The organism is Fibrobacter sp. UWP2 (assembly GCF_900141705.1).
In the GTDB taxonomy this organism is placed as follows: Bacteria; Fibrobacterota; Fibrobacteria; order Fibrobacterales; family Fibrobacteraceae; genus Fibrobacter.
Window position 1 is genome coordinate 1 of sequence record NZ_FQYM01000041.1, and the last position, 16332, is coordinate 16332.

Sequence of the window (16332 nt, forward strand, 5' to 3'; positions counted from 1 at the left end):
TGAAACGGGAACTGGAAAAGAGCAGAAAGAAAGGAAATGTAGCCTAAATCTGATGTTGGAACAAACTATTTTTGCGAAAAACCCTTGACACTACCAGATAATAATCGCAGACAATCTCGCGCATACGGGTGAATTCCTTGAGACTATGCTTGCCCCGTTGTGGTACAGCCACATATTTTTCCTTAAAATGTCTTTCCCACATATCTATTATGTCCGGCCCCCTTACGTATTTTTCTCCATATCGTCTTTTACATTCGACACGCACCGTAGAATCCCGATTAATTTTCTCAAAATCGCTGATAAACCGAACCCACACTCTAACCTTTATGTATATTATCATAAGAAATGGACAAGAAACAGATCAGATATACCGTTGCATGCGTCAACGAGTTCGCCGCAAACAAGAGCCTCACCGAAAAGCAGGCTTTTGATTATCTATGCAATCACGGAGCGATGGATTTCCTTGTCGAATTCTACGATGTGGAGCATACACTCTCATTTGAAGACGCCATCAACGACCTGACGCTAGTCAGCCAGCAGAACGGAGGGAAGATACAGTGATTCTCTTCCACTCAGAAAAAGCGATTGCGCTGTTGAAAAAGAAGGAGTCGGCCCATGTCTAAGCCAAAAATGCTTGCTGAACTCATAACGGGAGACATCATCTCGTATGTGATGGAAGACCAGAAACTCTCTCTCATCGAGGCTATGCGTAGGTTCTACGCTTCTGAAACATTCGCCAAGTTGGTTGACCTGGAAACCGGACTTTACCTTGAAAGTTCTCCCTATGTCTACGACATATTCAAGGCGGAACAGGAAAACGGGAAACTGACTCAACTCGAAGTCTAGCCTAAGCCGGCTCCTTACGCGGCCAGCCTTTTCAACCTATACTCTACCGGGCTCAGGTACCCGAGCGTGCTATCCGACATCTTTTCCGACATTCTTTCCGAAATTGCCCTGGCGAACAATGACGAATTCGCAGAGATTATCTCCAAGATGGCTTAACCTCCCATATCAACAAGTATCTGCACCAAGACCTTATAGTCCAGATACTGGATTCCATCTTTCCCTTGATGGATTTTGTCAGCCAGTTCGCTGTTATAATACATATCCATCGCCTGTTCTAGCGAACAGTTCTTCACCTGCGCAAGATGCGCAATAATGCGCTCTTCCAGGCGTTCCTGATAGACTTTTTCCAGAACATCTTCGTCTACCATTTTACACCTCTTCGCAACCCTTGTATTTCAGGACCGCATCAATAGCCTTTTGCGTGATAAAGGCGATCTGGTCGTAAGTCGGATAAGCCTTTATTTCCTTCAATGCCCGCGACATATCCCAGATACCGGAGTGATACATATCCACAACACGGAAAACCTTGTCATTTGCGACCTTGCCCATAATTACATCGTATTGGGCATATTCCAAGGAACCATCGCGGCATTTGCACACGAAATCAATCCATTCCTCTAAATCATCGGGGAACGTCTTAACGGAGAGTGCGGCAGGGACATCGTCCATGTCATAGACATTCAATATCGGCTTCAGGTTCCCATCCTTTAGAATATCGATTTTCCTGTGCGCCCAACGGACAGCCTGTTCTCGCACCGTCGTGACATAGAATCCCTTTCCGAAATCAAGCGGTCGAAAAGAATGCTCAACATCCGGCTTGTCAACAACAACGTTCGAACCATGATAGACGATCATATGGCCACCTTACGGACGTTCAGATATTCTTCAATATCGCTGACGACGAAATCAGTGCTCTGCGTATGCAAAATTTCGTAATTGGGAACAAGGAATTTCTGAATACAGCCTGATTCAGCCAGCTTTCGATACACAAAAGACGGCAAACGATTCCACTTGTTTGCGCAAGCGTGAATCATATACACGACAAATTCAAAAGATTCCTGAACCATGGTCTAATCCTAATTGTTTTTCGCAGTCCAATTATAAAAAAAGGGTGCGGGGCAATGCCCCGCTATTCTTGAAAAGGAGATCCCCGCCTTCGCGGGGATGACACCATACGCGGGGCACTGCCCCGCCACAATCCCTACGACACGAGCATCATCGAGAACACCATGACGAACAGTGCGACGGTTTCGCCGACGCCGAGGACCATCAGGTAGTTCACGAGGCCCTTGCCGGTTTCGCCGAGGGCGTTGCAGGCGTCCGCAGCGGACTTGCCCACGTACCAGGCAGATGCCATCATGCCGATGCCACCGAAGATGCCCACACCGAGATACGCCGCCCAGTTGGCCGGAGCCGCCTGGGACTTGTTCAGGATGTACATCATCAGGAGCATGCCGTAGATTGTCTGCGCAATCGGCGCGCCCACAAAGATGAGCAGCGTAAACAGCGCGTTCTTACCCTTGAGATACGCCTTCTTCCAGGCACCGATGGCCGCCATGCCGGCAGTCCCGCAGCCCAGCGCAGAACCCACCGCGGCAAGGCCCAGGGCCGCCACCGCGCCGAGTTTCGCGAGCGTTAAAAGTTGAGCTTGATCCATACGTGTTACCTCGCTGGATTAAAGCACCATCATGGAGAACACGAGAACGAACAGGGCCACGGTTTCCACGATACCCAAGACCATCAGGTAGTTCACCATGCCCTTGCCGGTTTCACCGAGAGCATCGCAAGCCACAGCTGCGGACTTGCCCTGGTACCAGGCAGAAGCCATCATACCGAGACCGCCGAAGATACCGGCACCGAGGCAGCCGCCCCAGTTGGTAAAGCCGGATTCGGCAGCCTTGCTCAGGATGAAGTTCATCAGGAGCATGCCGTAAATCGTCTGGGAAATCGGGGCACCCACGAACACCAGCAAGGTGAAGAGAGCGCTCTTGCCCTGGGCATAAGCCTTCTTCCACATGGTGATGGCGGACATACCAGCCGTTCCGCAACCAAGGGCGGAGCCCATTGCCGCAATGCCGAGAGCGGCAGCAGCACCCATTTTAGCGAGAGTAACCATTGTATTCGGTTCCATTGTTTTTTCCTCATTAAGTAGCGGGAATCATCCCTTGGTTTAATTTTTCTGCTTGGCGAATGGTGCGAACGCGAATCCGCTCCATTCCTGGCCAAGTCCATTTGAAAATTCGAGTGTGTTAAGACGTACGGCGTGGACGGCGACGCCCATGACCGCAAGCGCGATGTTCAGGCCATGCACGAAGAGCAGCAGGAAGGCAGCCCCGGCGATACCGACAGCGGAGCCGAACAGCGGCGAAAGCATGTCGTTGAACGCCTCGGCGATGGCCGCACCGGACATGCCCACAGCAAACAGACGGATGTAGCTGATCACGTCGGTAAAGCTGTTCACCACGTCGAGCACCAGCATCGGAATGCTGATGAAGTCCTGCTTGAGCCTCTTGGGCGGCACGGTAAAGAGCACCAGAAGTACGGCTTCCACGATGAACATCGGGATGACGAACTTCGGCATATCGATACCGAGCACCATCTGGCAGGCCAGGAAGAACATCACCCAGCAGCCGATGAGCCAGCCCACCTGCGCCATGAACGTGGAGTCCTTGCGCTTGATGCGCACGCAGACGTTCCACACGTGAGCGATACTCAGGTGGACCACGGCGATGCAGAAGCAGAACAGCTGGATATGTTGCATCTGGGAGGCACCCGCCGCCTTCGGCACGAAGCTATCGGGCAGCAGCGTAATCGACTGGGCGAAGGCCTTGTAGGCTTCGAACTTCGCAGGGTCAGTCGGGGCACTGGTGCGGATCCAGAGCATCGCGTTCTTCAGCGGTTCAGGCAACCAGCCGTAGTTGGTGATGTCCAGGTAATACGTCCACCCCGCAAGCGCTGGGCTAAGTCCCAAGAAGCTTGCGTTGATGACACCCCACACGATGGTGGCGATGCTCATGAGGTAGATAAAGTGGAAACCAGCAGGGTTCGCCTTCGGCATCTTGGAGCGGGCAAAGAGCGCAAGACCGAGGAACAACAGGCCGTAAGCCGAGTCGCCCACAATCATCGCAAAGAAGATGCTGAAGAAGCAAAGGAACACGCTCGACACATCCACTTCCTTGTACCCCGGCGAAATGCCGATGATGTCGTACAGGAACTGCATGGGACGGCTGAGCTTGCTGTAGGTCAACAGCGTCGGAATATCGTCGTCCTCGGCGGGGTCGTCCACCAGGAGGCCCCAGCCGTGTTCGCGGGCGGCCTTCTCGAGTTCGCCGACGCGCGGAGCCGGGCAGAAGCCCTGCACGGCAGCGACGTTCTTGTCGCCCACCATCGAGGCTTCGGCTTCGACCATGCGGTAGTCGTCACCCACTTCGAGGAGTTTGTCCTCGATAGATTCGCGGGCACCCGAAAGTTCACCCAGGCGTTTCTCGACGCGGGCAAGCGTTTCCTTGGCTTTCGCTTCCATTTCGCGGTATTCGGCAAGGGACTTCTGCGGCATCGTGAGTTCGGTGAAGTTCCCCTTCACGGCGACAGGGGCTTCTCCCCTGCTCACGACAGCCACATACTTGCCGTTTTCATCCTGGCCGAATTCTTCGATAGAGCCTTCGCCCTCGAGTTCGAACGGGATTTTACCGTCATGGAGCTGGTAAAGTTTGACATAGATACCCTTCGCCTGCAAGGCAGCTGCCGTTGCGGGGTCCAGGTTCTTGAACATGGAAAGTTTAGTGAGTTCCTCTTCGGCCTGTTCCTTGTCGATTTCCGCCTGTTTGCTTTCGGCAACCAGATTCTGGATTTCATCGATAAGGCTTGCAGCCGGAGCGGCTTCCTTCACAGGAGTCACACCCTTCGGGGCTTTTTCGGGCACCACTTCCAAGGCCTTCTGCACGCGGTTCATTTCGCCGCGGACCTTGTTCAGCTTGGCGCCTGCAGCCGCCTTGAGGGGCGTGAGGTGCAAAATTTCAAGCGTACGGAGCGCCTGGAGCGTCTCTTCAACTGCACTAGCAACCGTCAGCACCGTCACTTTCTTCATAGGAGTAATCATGCGGCGGCCTCCTTCGCGAGTGCATCCTGGGCAGCGGTACGGGCGGTAGCCTTACCCTTAGCAAGCTTGCTGCGGGCAACGCCGGACGTCTGCTGGTCGCCCAGGAAGATGTTGATAACGCGGATATTTTCCTTCGCTTCGGGAATCTTCACCTTTTCGAACAGGTTCACGCGCTGGCTCGTGGTACGCAGTTCCTTCGAGAGGAGTTCGTACTGACGCTCGAGCACGCGGCGTTCCAGACGCAGCGAAATCAGGCCCTGAAGGCTTCTGATACCGTCGTCCAGCCACACGGGCGTGGTGAAGAAATCCGGAATGGCGATATTAAAGTCTACCCCGTCGTATGTCGGAATCTTCACGCCGGCGATGTTACCTTCGCCCTGGCGCACTTCCTTCACCGACAGGTACTTTGACCATTCGATGGGTTCGGCAAACAGCGAAATCCAAGAAGCCATGCTCTTGCGGAGCTTGTCCTCCTCTTCTCGCTTTGCCATCACCCTCTCCTGGAGCGTGCGCATTTCCATCTGCAGCTGCTGCTTTTTCAACAGCAACGTCGGCAGATAGCGCTGGAAGCGCTTCAATGCGTCGCGTTCCGCCTTGAGGGCGTTTTTAGTTAACTTGACCTTCGCCATATTACCCCTTCTTGGGCCAATATTCGTTGATCATCTTGGTCGGAATACCCGTTTCTTCGGGTGCGAAACAGTCAGCAAGGATTTCCCAGCCAAGGTCCAGAGCCTTTTCCAGCGGAATGTTGACGGAAAGGTCCATCATTTCGCTTTCGAAACGCTGGCCATACTTCAACAGCTTCTGGTCCCAGTTACTCATGTTGAAGCCCATGGACTGCTTTTCCAAAGTTTCCTTGTAGCTTGCGTACAGCTGAATCATGGTGTTCATGATGGTACGGTGGTCGCTACGGGTCTTGCCGTTCACCTGCTGTTTCAAACGAGACAGAGAACCGAACGGTTCGATACGGCCCTTACGCAGGTAGAACTGACCTTCGGTAATGTAACCGGTGTTATCCGGAACTGGGTGAGTCACGTCGTCACCAGGCATGGTCGTCACAGCCAGAATGGTGATGGAGCCCGAACCTTCGAAGTCCACAGCCTTTTCGTAACGGCTAGCAAGCTGAGAGTAAAGGTCGCCGGGATAACCACGGTTCGACGGAATCTGTTCCATCGTAATAGCGATTTCCTTCATGGCGTCTGCAAAGTTCGTCATGTCGGTGAGGAGCACGAGCACGTTCTTGCCTTCGGTAGCAAACTTTTCAGCCACAGCCAAAGAAGCATCCGGCACGAGCAAGCATTCCACGATCGGGTCAGAGGCGGTGTGCATGAACATCACCGTACGGCTAAGGGCACCGTTCTTTTCGAGGAAGTCCTTCAAGTACAGGTAGTCATCGTGCTTCAGGCCCATGCCGCCGAGGATAATCACGTCCACTTCAGCCTGCAAGGCGATACGAGCCAAGAGTTCGTTGTAAGGTTCACCGGCGATAGAGAAAATCGGGAGCTTCTGCGAAACCACGAGCGTGTTGAACACGTCGATCATCGGGATACCCGTACGCACCATCGTCTTCGGGATGATACGCTTGGCGGGGTTCACGGAAGGGCCACCGATAGTAATGCGTTCGCCGTCCACTTCGGGACCGTTGTCGCGGGGCTTGCCGGCACCGTTAAACACGCGGCCAAGCAAGGCTTCGCTGTACGGAACCTTCATCGGTTCGCCAAGGAAGCGCACTTCGGAGTCAGTCGAAATACCACGGGCACCTGCGAACACCTGCAAGTCCACCATGTCGCCGTCGATACGGATCACGCGGGCAAGGGATGTTCCGAACGAGCTTGTCACCTGGGCAAGTTCCTGGTTTGCTACACCTTCGGCGCGGAGCGTAATCACGGAACCGGCGATGCGTTCAATACGATGGTATGCCACATTATGCATTAGCGGAAACCTCCTTCACGGAAGCGAAAATACTTTGTTCAAGATCCTTGAATTCCTGGGAATCGAACTTGACGCGGTTCCAGTCCTTCGTCGACTGAGTGAGCTTAAGGAAGAACGTACGAGCGACGTCCTTTTCGCTGAACTTCATCGGGGTCTTGAGAATGGTGTAAACCTTATCGAACACGTACTTCTGACGTTCAGCAGAGCAAGCGGCGTCGATTTCGTTATAGGCGTCCTGCTGCAGATAAACGGCATCGAGGTATTCGGACTTCAGGTAAATCACGAAGTCGTCAATCGAGGTACCTTCTTCGCCCACCACCTTCATCATGTTGTTTACGTCCACGCCGTTTGCGAGGATGTGACGGGCTTCGGCAACCTTCTTGGAATCGATGATGCCTTCGTACTTGGACCAAGAATCCAACGGGTGGATTGCCGGAAAGCGGCGCTGGTCGGAACGTTCACGGGAAAGGCCGAGGAATGCGCCCACCACCTTCAAGGTAGCCTGGGTCACCGGTTCTTCGAAGTTACCACCTGCAGGCGACACGGAACCGCAAATCGTCACGGAACCGGTAGAGCCGTCCTTCAGGCGAACCACGCCACCGCGTTCATAGAAGGCGGCAATCACGGATTCGAGGTAGGCCGGGAAGGCTTCTTCGCCCGGAATTTCTTCCAGACGGCCGCTCATTTCACGCAGAGCCTGTGCCCAACGGGATGTGGAGTCAGCCAAGAGGAGCACGTTCAGGCCCATCTGGCGGTAGTATTCGGCGAGAGTCACGCCCGTATACACGGAAGCTTCACGAGCAGCCACCGGCATCGAAGACGTGTTACAAATAATCAGCGTACGTTCCATGAGGGACTTGCCGGTACGCGGGTCAATCAGTTCAGGGAATTCGCGAAGGGTTTCCACCACTTCACCTGCACGTTCACCGCAAGCGGCCAAGATCACGATATCCACGTCGGCGTAGCGGCTCATGAGCTGCTGGAGCACGGTCTTGCCGGCACCGAAGGGGCCCGGCGTACAGAACGTACCGCCCTGCATCACGGGGAAGAACGTATCGATAATGCGCTGCTGCATGGTAAGGGGCTTGCTCGGGCGCAGGCGTTCTTCGTAGGCCTTGATCGGCATCTTCACCGGCCAGGTCTGCACCATGGTCACGTCCTGGGTTTCGCCCTTATCGTTCTTGAGCTTGGCGACCACATCTTCAACCACATGTTCGCCAGCGGCGGAGACCGATTCCACAGTCCACTTGCCCAGCAGGCGGAACGGCACCATGATGCGGTGCGTGAACACGCCTTCGGGAACGGTGCCGAGCGTATCGCCCGCGACCACCACATCGCCCACCTTCGCGACCGGGGTAAACGCCCACTTCTTGTCGCGGGGGAGCGCCTTCAAGTACTTACCACGCTGCAGGAAGAAGCCGCATTCTTCGGCAAGCTTCGGGAGCGGGTTCTGCAGACCGTCAAAGACCTGGGTCAAGAGGCCGGGGCCAAGTTCTACGGACAAAAGTTCGCCGGTGAATTCCACCTCGTCACCCGTCTTTAAGCCCGTGGTGTCTTCGAACACCTGGAGTTCGGCGTAGTCACCGCGGATACGGATGACTTCGCTCTTGAGGGGGATGACTTCGGACTTGCCGTCCTTGTTTTTCTGAGTAAGCTTGGCATACGCCACTTCGTTCTGGGACACGGCGCTTTCGAACTTGACGCGAATCAGGTTACCGTTGACGCCGATGATTTTTCCGATACTAGCCATTGAAAATGGACCTCCGGTCATTCCTGTGCCGCCGCAGAGGCGTATGCAGGATCGTTTGCATTAATAACATTCAACACGGCAGCGTCGCCCGCTTGTTCGGAGAGGCGCGCCCAACGTTCACAAATCTTCAGTTTGATCGCATAAGCGTAAACATGCTTGACGGTACCCTCGCCCACTCCCGCGAGCGAGTCCACAAGCCAGAAACGGGCCTTGTCGATATCCTGCTCTTTTTCCATAGGATTCGACTTGGCAAACGCATCTTGAATCATCTTGGCAAAGGCGACATCGTAACCCGGGAAGGACTTTTCCGTAAAACGGATATCGGGCCCCCATGCGCTTGCACGGAGCCTGCCCGAAACGTTCTTCATCTGGATTTCGTGGGCCTTGTAGGCGCGCACGAACTCGTCGTCGCACTCTTCGCATTCACCGTCATCGAGAAGGGCGTCCAAAGCGGAGATTTCCGAATCGGACAGCACACCGATGCAGCGGTGGCGAAAATCTTCCATACTGAGCGGGGCTGCATCGCCGAACTCAATCATCGGAAGAGATGCCATCAAGTAAGAAGGACTGCTCATCAAGTACCCGCGTTACTTCGCCTGTGCGGCAGCGTTTACCACTCTGGCAAGTTGCGGACGGAGCAGGGCCGAAAGAGCGTCGGCCATTGCAGCTTCTGTAAATTCGTGGGTGACCTTGCCGCCATCGAGCTTGATGCGGAAGCCGAACTTGACGCCCTTGTCGCTTTCGACCTTGACGCCCTTGCCGAGTTCCTTGGCAAATTCGCCCGTAACAAAGGATGTAAGCTTCTTGGCATCGGCTTCGGAGAAATCCACTTCGATGTCGGAGGAATAGTTCTTCGCAAGGGTCTTGAGCATGTCCTTCACGGTAGATTCGTCGAGGGACTTTTCCACCTGGAGGTTGAGCAGGTCCAAAATCATCTTTTCAAGATTCTTGCCCACAGAAAGGAGAAGGTCGCGGGCAGACTGTTCCAGGGTGCGTTCGCTGCGTTCGGTGAACGCTTCGGCGTCCTTGTCCGCCTTTTCGAGCTTTGCCGCGGCTTCGGCTTCGGCAGCCTTCACGATTTCGGCTGCTTTTTCCTTGGCGCGAGCGATAATAGCCGCTGCCTCGTTTTCTGCTTTATCTACGGCATCCTTCTGGATGCGTTGCATAAGGGCTTGCAAATCTTCTGCCATATATATCTCCATTACGATTCCCGGACGGACCCATGGCAAAAAACGCCCCTAAAGGCCCAAATCCAGAAAATTTCGTTAGTAATATACACGCAATTTTTTTAAAAGGCTCCCCAAAAGCGCAAATTTTTTGAAATAATGGACAAAATCGCATTTTTTCGCGATAAAATGCCTTTTTTAACGTAAAAACGAGTTTACCTTGCCCTAAAAAGGGGTAAGCCTCCCCCTGGTTCGCACTTCGTTGCTCTCCACCCCCTCTATGTCAACAACTAATACTCTTTTTTCTATATTTTGCGCCGAAAAAACTATCCAAAGGATACTAACATGAAACGTACTCATAACTGCGGCCAGCTTCGCAAGGCAGATGTTGGCCAGACCGTAACACTCGCCGGTTGGGTGGATCGCCGCCGCGACCATGGTGGTGTGATTTTTGTGGACCTCCGCGACAAGTATGGCAAGACCCAGATCGTCTTCAACCCGGACTACAATGCCGACGTGATGAAGACTGCCGAACAGCTCCGCAACGAATACGTGATTACGGTGACCGGCAAGGTTTACGCCCGCGAAGAGGGCAACACGAACGAGAAGCTCGCCACGGGCGAAATCGAAGTCAAGATCGACCAGATTGAAATCCTGAACGCGGCCCTCACCTCCCCGCTCGCCATCAACGACCCGAACGAAGAGTGCAAGGAAAACGACGACCTGCGCCTGCAGTACCGCTACCTGGACCTCCGCCGTCCGTGGATCCAGAAGAAGCTGTTGCTCAAGAGCCGCTTCCTCAAGGCCGTGTACGACTTCTTCTACGCTAACGGTTTTGAAAACATCGAAACGCCGGTGCTCTGCAAGTCCACTCCGGAAGGCGCCCGCGACTACCTGGTGCCGAGCCGCGTGAACCCGGGCAAGTTCTACGCCCTCCCGCAGTCTCCGCAGCAGTACAAGCAGCTTTTGATGATTGCCGGCATGGACCGCTACTTCCAGATTGCCAAGTGCTTCCGCGACGAAGACCTCCGCGCCGACCGTCAGCCGGAATTCACGCAGATCGACGTCGAAATGTCCTTCGTGGACCAGGACGACGTGATGGCGATGTTCGACAAGTTCGTGACCGAAGTGCTCGGCAAGGTCTGGGACTTTGAACCGCCCAAGAAGATCCGCCGCATGAAGTGGCACGAAGCCATGCTCAAGTACGGTTCCGACAAGCCGGACCTCCGCTTCGACCTCGAGATTCACGATGTTTCCGAAATCGGTGCCAAGTCCGAATTCGGTGTGTTCAAGAACTGCGTTGCCGCCGGTGGCAAGATCCGCGGTATCGCCGCCAAGGGTTGCGTGGACTTCACCCGCAAGCAGATTGACGAACTCACCGCCTACGTGGGCAAGTACGGTTCCAAGGGCCTCGTGTGGATGCGCGTCAAGGAAAACGACGAAGTGGAAACCCAGGTCGGCAAGTTCTTCACGACGGAACAGCTCAACGAACTGCGCGATGCCGTCGGCGCCAAGTGCGGCGACATGATGTTCTTCATCGCCGGTCCGGAAAAGGTTGCCGCTACGGCTATGGGCCAGCTGCGCCTGGAAGTCGCCCGCATCAAGGGTCTCCGCGACCCGAAGAAGCGCGAATTCGTGTGGATTACCGAATTCCCGATGTTCGAATACAGCGACACCGAAGGCCGCTACATGGCCATGCACCATCCGTTCACCAATCCGCTTCCGGAACATCTCGACATGATGCTCGGCGGCAACCTGAAGGATTGCAACGCCGAAGCTTATGACCTTGTTCTGAACGGCGTGGAAATCGGTGGCGGTTCTATCCGTATCCACAACCCGGAAGTCCAGGAGAAGGTGTTCCGCCTGTTGGGCCTTTCCGAAGAACAGGTGAAGGAAAAGTTCGGCTTCTTCGTCGATGCATTCAAGTACGGTGCTCCTCCGCACGGCGGTCTTGCCTTCGGTCTCGACCGCGTTGTCGCTACTATGGAAGGTGAAGAATCAATCCGTGACTACATCGCGTTCCCGAAGAACACGAGTGCTTCTAGCCCGATGGACCAGTGCCCGAGCGAAGTGGACCTCCAGCAGCTGCAGGACATCCACATCTCCGTGCAGATGCCTAAGCAAGCGGACAAGAAGTAATCGCAAGCCGAGAGTCGCGCCCAAGTTTACTTGGGCATGACCGAGGCGAAGATTACTGCACTCGAAGAGTGCCAGTAAGCCGAGAGTGTCATGCCCGCCTCCGGGCGGGCACCTCCCTTTCAATAATGAAGAAATCCCGCGGAACGTTCCGCGGGATTCTTTTTTACGCTTTTATAAAAAGGAGATTCCCGACCAAGTCGGGGATGACAGCCTTCGCGGGGATGACATCGTCAATTACTCGGCGAAGTAGGCCTTCGCCTTGGCGACAACGTCTTCGACCTTGACCATGGAGAATTCCTTTTCGTTGCGGAACTTCCATTCGACTTCGCCATTTGCGAGGCCCTTCTTGCCGATGGCGATGCGCACCGGAGAGCCCCAGAGGTCGGCGTCCTTGAATTTGACGCCCGGGCGTTCGTCGCGGTCGTCCACGAGCACGTCGATGCCGGCGGCTTCGAGTTCCTTTTCGAACTTTTCAGCGAGTTCCACGAGTTCGGCTTCCTTGCCGATGGGGACGATTTCCACCTGGAACGGAGCGATGGACTTGGGCCAAATCGGTCCGAAGTCATCGTGGCTGTTTTCCACCACGGAGGCCATGAGGCGTCCCACGCCGATGCCGTAGCAGCCCATGATGGCGGGAGCGGTTGTCTTTTCGGCAGTGAGGAACTTGGCGCCCATGGATTCGGAGAACTTGGTGCCGAGCTTGAAGATGTTGCCCATTTCGATGCCGCGGGTCTCGGTGAGGAGCTCGCCGCAGCAGGGGCACTTGCAGACTTCGCTCGCTTCGGCGATGTCGGCCACTTCGAACTTCGGGAAGTCGCGCTTCGGGTTGCAATGCTTGAAGTGGAAGCCTTCTTCGTTAGCACCGGTCACGAGGTCGAAGGAATCGGCAATGGCTTCGTCCACGATGATGCGCGTGTCGTGAGAATTAATCGGGGATGCAAAGCCCGGAACCATGCCGCAGGCCTTGATGAGGCTGTCTTCGGCCGGGTAGAGTTCCTTCGCCTTCAGCAAGTTGTGGAGCTTGATTTCGGAAACGTCGAGGTTGCCCGGAACCACCACCGTGATGAGCTTGCCTTCGAAGTCGAAGAATACGCACTTGGCGATCGATTCGGCCGGCACGTTCAGGAACTTGGTGAGTTCGTCGATGCTTTCGCTGTTCGGCGTGGCGACCTTTTCAAGAGCCGCATTTTCATCGCCCTTGAACGGCACGCGCTGGAACTTGGCGATTTCGCGGTTGGCCTGGTAGCCGCACTTCTTGCAGAGAATCAAGTAGTCTTCGCCGTTCGGAGTGTCGAGCATGAATTCGTGAGCGACCTTACCGCCCATAATGCCGGTATCGCTCTGCACCACCACCGGTTCAATGCCCACGCGACGATAGATGCGCAGGTAGGCGTCGTATTCTTCCTGGTAGTGACGGTCCAGGTCTTCCTGGCTGGTGTGGAAGCTGTAGGCATCCTTCATCAGGAATTCGCGGACGCGGATAAGGCCGCCGCGGGCACGGGCTTCGTCACGGTACTTGGTCTTGAACTGGTAGAGCATCACCGGCAGCTGCTTGTAGCTGTTGAGCACGTAGCGCACTAGGTCGGTCATGGCTTCTTCGTGCGTCATGGCGAGCACCATGTTGTGGTTGTTGCGGTCCTTGAAGCGCAGGAGCTCTTCACCGATAGCCTGGTAACGGCCCGATTCGCTCCAGAGTTCAGCGGTCTGCACCACCGGCAGGTCCACTTCGATACCGCCAATCTTGTTCATTTCTTCGCGGATGATGTTCACAATCTTCTGGATCACGCGGAAACCCATCGGCATCATGGAGTAGATACCGGTAGAAACGGGCTTGATGTAGCCGCCGCGCATGAGGAAGATGTGGCTGGGCATGGTGGCATCGCTCGGCGTTTCGCGGAGCGTGACGTAAAAATACTTGGAGAGTTTCATTTTTTTGCCTTTTTAAATTTTACGGCGTAAATCTAGAAAAAACGGAACCCCGCGCACTTGCGCTTTTCTAAATTGTATCGCATGAACAAGATCAAGACCGCCACGCTGCAAGGCAAGTGGACTGGCGATGCCGAGTCCAACAACAGATGGTACGTAGAGCAGGCGCTCGCGCTCAAGGGCAAGGGCATCGACCTGGTCGTGCTGCCCGAAATGTTCCACACGCCGTATTTCCCATTCGAGGAGAATGCCGACTTTTTCGACATGGCTATCGAGAAGGATAGCTCGCTCGTAAAGCAGTGGCAGGGCATCGCCAAGGAAATCGGGGCGGTCATCGTGTTCCCGTTCTTCGAGAAGCGCGCCCGCGGCATCTACCACAACAGCGCCTTCGTGTTCGAACGTGACGGCAGCATCGCCGGGCTGTACCGCAAGAGCCACATCCCCGACGATCCCGCCTTTTACGAGAAGTACTACTTTATCCCCGGCGACACGGGCTTCGAGCCCATCAAGACCTCGGCCGGGACGCTCGGCGTGCTCATCTGCTGGGACCAGTGGTTCCCCGAAGCCGCCCGCATCATGAGCCTCAAGGGCGCCGACATCCTCATCTACCCCACCGCCATCGGCTGGATGAAGTCCGAACCCAAGGAAATCTACCCGCGCCAGCAGGACAGCTGGGTGACCGTCATGCGCGGGCACGCCATCGCGAACCGCACGTTCGTGCTTTCGGCCAACCGCATCGGTACCGAGGGCGAACTCACGTTCTGGGGCACCTCGTTCGTGGCCGCTCCTGACGGATTCCTGATGCACAAATGCGACGTCGACTTCCTGGGAGCAAGCATTGTCGAGGTCAACTTGGCCGAAACCGAGGAAAACCGCCGCTGGTGGCCGCATTTCCGCGACCGCCGCGTAGACCTTTACCAGGACATCTTGAAAATCTGGGGAAACGACTAGGGCCTGAATAATTTATATTCAGGTCATGGATTTCACGGATTCACGCTTTACCGTCGTACACCACAGGAACGTGTGGGGCGAATGGGTATTCACGTTCGAAGGGGCCAAGCTTTGCGGCCTCCGTTTCAACGCGACGCCCGACGAAGACGGCAACAGCGCTGCCGTGCGCCCGAGCAGCGTGCAAGCATGCGCCTACGCCGGCCCCGAAAGCGAGGCTAAGGTCCGTGGCCGCACCGCGCAGGTGTACTCCAAGGCCGTCCGCGAACTCAACAGCTTCCTCGCCGGAAAACTCAAGGAATTCAGCGTCCCCATCAAGATGCACGGCACGGATTTCCAGACGCTCGTTTGGGAGAAGGTCCGCGAGATTCCCTATGGCGAGACGCGTACGTACAAGCAGGTCGCCGATTCCATCGGGCACCCGGGCGCCGAACGCGCCGTAGGCAACGCACTTCACCAGAACCCGATGCTTATAATAATCCCCTGCCATCGCGTCATCAACAGCAGGGGAAAACTTAGCGGCTACGCGCTCGGCACCGACATCAAGCGCCGGCTGCTCTGCATGGAAGGCGCTATCCAGAACGAACTCGCCCTGGAATAGCTTAGTTTATTTTGGGTTGTCTTTTACTAAATCAATACTTGATGAGATTGATATAGAATCCGCCCCATATTCTGTTGTGTAATTAATCCATGATTTAATATAAAAATATGGGCTCCAGCCATCACCTATTCCCACAGTCACCATTTTATTGACCAAGGAATCATTGTAATAATAGCAAAGTAAAAGACCTTTTTGTTCAGGACATTTTATTGCAATATATTTTGTATTTTCTGGTATAAGAATATCTGCAGAATCTTCACGCAACGTATAAGAATTCACAAACGCAGATAAATCTATATCATATTTTTTTTCTGCACCAGTGGTATCAAATAGCGAAAAATACACATGATTATCTGGATAAACATCAAGAGAATCCCAACTATTTAAACGAATTTTCTTTTTTGACTTTTCAGTCACAAATTCATATTCATAATTTCCAACTTTACAATCATTATATTTTTCACCAATAGATGGGCCAAAATCAATACTTGATTTACATGTCCTGTCATATGCGCATTTTAAGTGTATCTCCATTATCATTCGTTTTGAATGTTTTTTCATAACATAAGAACATTCCGAGCTATGCGGATCAGTTGTTGCAATTGGCCAAGAATCTTCCAAAGAACAGGCGACTATATAAAGAGCAGCAGATACGATAATCACTAAAGCTATCTTCTTCATTTGTCACCTCAACATCAAAAGTAGACGCTTTCCTGGAAGGTCGGTATATCCCTTTTTTTCAGAGAACTCCGATGAGCTTGAACTTTCCAAGTCGTCAGTTTCTTTATATCCCCAATAAGTCCCATTTATATAGACGAAATCCCAAATTCGAAGATGCCCCAAAGTTAGTTGAAATTTCTGCAACCAAAAAGAAAAAGGTGGTCTCCAACTTGTAAATTTGGTTCAGCAAAAAAACACCAAGCAA

Annotated in this window: 18 protein-coding genes; 5 read left to right on the forward strand and 13 right to left on the reverse strand. The window is 54.1% G+C overall.

What is annotated here, in order from left to right; genetic code table 11:
• The first annotated feature begins 345 nt into the window (after positions 1-345).
• On the forward strand, positions 346-561 hold the full coding sequence (locus BUB55_RS12755; RefSeq protein ID WP_073192081.1) for a DUF3791 domain-containing protein: 216 nt from the start codon (positions 346-348) through the stop codon (positions 559-561).
• A 54-nt stretch (positions 562-615) separates the two neighbouring features.
• A complete protein-coding gene (locus tag BUB55_RS12760) occupies positions 616-846 on the forward strand; it encodes a hypothetical protein (RefSeq protein WP_073192083.1) in 231 nt (76 codons plus the stop codon).
• 152 nt (positions 847-998) lie between these two features.
• Here BUB55_RS12760 and BUB55_RS12765 read toward each other — a convergent pair whose 3' ends face one another.
• The 11 genes from BUB55_RS12765 to BUB55_RS12815 all read right to left on the reverse strand — a co-directional run bounded on the left by BUB55_RS12765 (position 999) and on the right by BUB55_RS12815 (position 9817).
• The gene (locus BUB55_RS12765) at positions 999-1214 is read right to left on the reverse strand and encodes a hypothetical protein (protein WP_073054022.1); all 216 of its coding nucleotides are present in this window, start codon (positions 1212-1214) and stop codon (positions 999-1001) included.
• A 1-nt stretch (position 1215) separates the two neighbouring features.
• Complete coding sequence (locus BUB55_RS12770) at positions 1216-1701, reverse strand: DUF3990 domain-containing protein (protein ID WP_073192085.1); 486 nt, start codon at positions 1699-1701, stop codon at positions 1216-1218.
• The gene (locus BUB55_RS12775) at positions 1698-1913 is read right to left on the reverse strand and encodes a DUF3791 domain-containing protein (RefSeq protein WP_073116476.1); all 216 of its coding nucleotides are present in this window, start codon (positions 1911-1913) and stop codon (positions 1698-1700) included. Before BUB55_RS12775 ends, BUB55_RS12770 begins: the two co-directional genes overlap by 4 nt.
• 134 nt (positions 1914-2047) lie before the next feature.
• Positions 2048-2503, reverse strand: coding sequence for a V-type ATP synthase subunit K (locus BUB55_RS12780; protein WP_072799628.1), 456 nt, complete (start codon positions 2501-2503; stop codon positions 2048-2050).
• A gap of 18 nt (positions 2504-2521) precedes the next feature.
• A complete protein-coding gene (locus BUB55_RS12785) occupies positions 2522-2977 on the reverse strand; it encodes a V-type ATP synthase subunit K (protein ID WP_083532182.1) in 456 nt (151 codons plus the stop codon).
• A 39-nt stretch (positions 2978-3016) separates the two neighbouring features.
• A complete protein-coding gene (locus BUB55_RS12790; RefSeq protein WP_073192088.1) occupies positions 3017-4945 on the reverse strand; it encodes a V-type ATP synthase subunit I in 1929 nt (642 codons plus the stop codon).
• On the reverse strand, positions 4942-5574 hold the full coding sequence (locus BUB55_RS12795; RefSeq protein ID WP_073192090.1) for a V-type ATP synthase subunit D: 633 nt from the start codon (positions 5572-5574) through the stop codon (positions 4942-4944). The genes BUB55_RS12790 and BUB55_RS12795 overlap by 4 nt, the downstream gene beginning before the upstream one ends.
• A gap of 1 nt (position 5575) precedes the next feature.
• Complete coding sequence (locus BUB55_RS12800) at positions 5576-6877, reverse strand: V-type ATP synthase subunit B (protein WP_072799621.1); 1302 nt, start codon at positions 6875-6877, stop codon at positions 5576-5578.
• Entirely contained in the window at positions 6870-8627 is a 1758-nt protein-coding gene (locus BUB55_RS12805; protein ID WP_073192093.1) for a V-type ATP synthase subunit A, read from the reverse strand. The genes BUB55_RS12800 and BUB55_RS12805 overlap by 8 nt, the downstream gene beginning before the upstream one ends.
• Positions 8628-8644: 17 nt before the next feature.
• Positions 8645-9181, reverse strand: a complete 537-nt coding sequence (locus tag BUB55_RS12810; protein ID WP_234971938.1) for a DUF2764 family protein — start codon at positions 9179-9181, stop codon at positions 8645-8647.
• Between the two features lie 33 nt (positions 9182-9214).
• Positions 9215-9817 (reverse strand): ATPase, encoded by a 603-nt coding sequence (locus BUB55_RS12815; protein ID WP_073192098.1) that lies wholly within the window; start codon positions 9815-9817, stop codon positions 9215-9217.
• Positions 9818-10138: 321 nt separating this feature from the next.
• On the opposite strand from BUB55_RS12815, the gene aspS reads away from it, so the two are divergent.
• Positions 10139-11932, forward strand: a complete 1794-nt coding sequence (gene aspS / locus BUB55_RS12820; RefSeq protein WP_073192100.1) for an aspartate--tRNA ligase — start codon at positions 10139-10141, stop codon at positions 11930-11932.
• Between the two features lie 234 nt (positions 11933-12166).
• On the opposite strand, the gene BUB55_RS12825 is transcribed toward aspS, so the two are convergent.
• Positions 12167-13861, reverse strand: a complete 1695-nt coding sequence (locus BUB55_RS12825) for a proline--tRNA ligase (RefSeq protein WP_073192102.1) — start codon at positions 13859-13861, stop codon at positions 12167-12169.
• 81 nt (positions 13862-13942) lie between these two features.
• On the opposite strand from BUB55_RS12825, the gene BUB55_RS12830 reads away from it, so the two are divergent.
• A complete protein-coding gene (locus BUB55_RS12830; RefSeq protein WP_073192109.1) occupies positions 13943-14809 on the forward strand; it encodes a carbon-nitrogen hydrolase in 867 nt (288 codons plus the stop codon).
• A gap of 25 nt (positions 14810-14834) precedes the next feature.
• Positions 14835-15407 carry a methylated-DNA--[protein]-cysteine S-methyltransferase gene (locus BUB55_RS12835; protein ID WP_073192104.1) on the forward strand — a complete coding sequence of 191 codons (573 nt, stop codon included), beginning with the start codon at positions 14835-14837 and terminating at the stop codon, positions 15405-15407.
• 6 nt (positions 15408-15413) lie between these two features.
• Here BUB55_RS12835 and BUB55_RS12840 read toward each other — a convergent pair whose 3' ends face one another.
• Positions 15414-16088: a hypothetical protein gene (locus BUB55_RS12840; protein ID WP_143153068.1), complete on the reverse strand. Its 675-nt coding sequence runs from the start codon at positions 16086-16088 to the stop codon at positions 15414-15416.
• Positions 16089-16332 lie beyond the last annotated feature (244 nt).

Excerpts from the sequence above, each read along its gene's own strand:
- BUB55_RS12755 (WP_073192081.1), top strand. The coding sequence starts at position 346 with ATGGACAAGAAACAGATCAGATATACCGTTGCATGCGTCAACGAGTTC.
- BUB55_RS12760 (WP_073192083.1), top strand. The coding sequence starts at position 616 with ATGTCTAAGCCAAAAATGCTTGCTGAACTCATAACGGGAGACATCATC.
- BUB55_RS12765 (WP_073054022.1), bottom strand. The coding sequence starts at position 1,214 with ATGGTAGACGAAGATGTTCTGGAAAAAGTCTATCAGGAACGCCTGGAA.
- BUB55_RS12770 (WP_073192085.1), bottom strand. The coding sequence starts at position 1,701 with ATGATCGTCTATCATGGTTCGAACGTTGTTGTTGACAAGCCGGATGTT.
- BUB55_RS12775 (WP_073116476.1), bottom strand. The coding sequence starts at position 1,913 with ATGGTTCAGGAATCTTTTGAATTTGTCGTGTATATGATTCACGCTTGC.
- BUB55_RS12780 (WP_072799628.1), bottom strand. The coding sequence starts at position 2,503 with ATGGATCAAGCTCAACTTTTAACGCTCGCGAAACTCGGCGCGGTGGCG.
- BUB55_RS12785 (WP_083532182.1), bottom strand. The coding sequence starts at position 2,977 with ATGGAACCGAATACAATGGTTACTCTCGCTAAAATGGGTGCTGCTGCC.
- BUB55_RS12790 (WP_073192088.1), bottom strand. The coding sequence starts at position 4,945 with ATGATTACTCCTATGAAGAAAGTGACGGTGCTGACGGTTGCTAGTGCA.
- BUB55_RS12795 (WP_073192090.1), bottom strand. The coding sequence starts at position 5,574 with ATGGCGAAGGTCAAGTTAACTAAAAACGCCCTCAAGGCGGAACGCGAC.
- BUB55_RS12800 (WP_072799621.1), bottom strand. The coding sequence starts at position 6,877 with ATGCATAATGTGGCATACCATCGTATTGAACGCATCGCCGGTTCCGTG.
- BUB55_RS12805 (WP_073192093.1), bottom strand. The coding sequence starts at position 8,627 with ATGGCTAGTATCGGAAAAATCATCGGCGTCAACGGTAACCTGATTCGC.
- BUB55_RS12810 (WP_234971938.1), bottom strand. The coding sequence starts at position 9,181 with ATGGCATCTCTTCCGATGATTGAGTTCGGCGATGCAGCCCCGCTCAGT.
- BUB55_RS12815 (WP_073192098.1), bottom strand. The coding sequence starts at position 9,817 with ATGGCAGAAGATTTGCAAGCCCTTATGCAACGCATCCAGAAGGATGCC.
- aspS (WP_073192100.1), top strand. The coding sequence starts at position 10,139 with ATGAAACGTACTCATAACTGCGGCCAGCTTCGCAAGGCAGATGTTGGC.
- BUB55_RS12825 (WP_073192102.1), bottom strand. The coding sequence starts at position 13,861 with ATGAAACTCTCCAAGTATTTTTACGTCACGCTCCGCGAAACGCCGAGC.
- BUB55_RS12830 (WP_073192109.1), top strand. The coding sequence starts at position 13,943 with ATGAACAAGATCAAGACCGCCACGCTGCAAGGCAAGTGGACTGGCGAT.
- BUB55_RS12835 (WP_073192104.1), top strand. The coding sequence starts at position 14,835 with ATGGATTTCACGGATTCACGCTTTACCGTCGTACACCACAGGAACGTG.
- BUB55_RS12840 (WP_143153068.1), bottom strand. The coding sequence starts at position 16,088 with ATGAAGAAGATAGCTTTAGTGATTATCGTATCTGCTGCTCTTTATATA.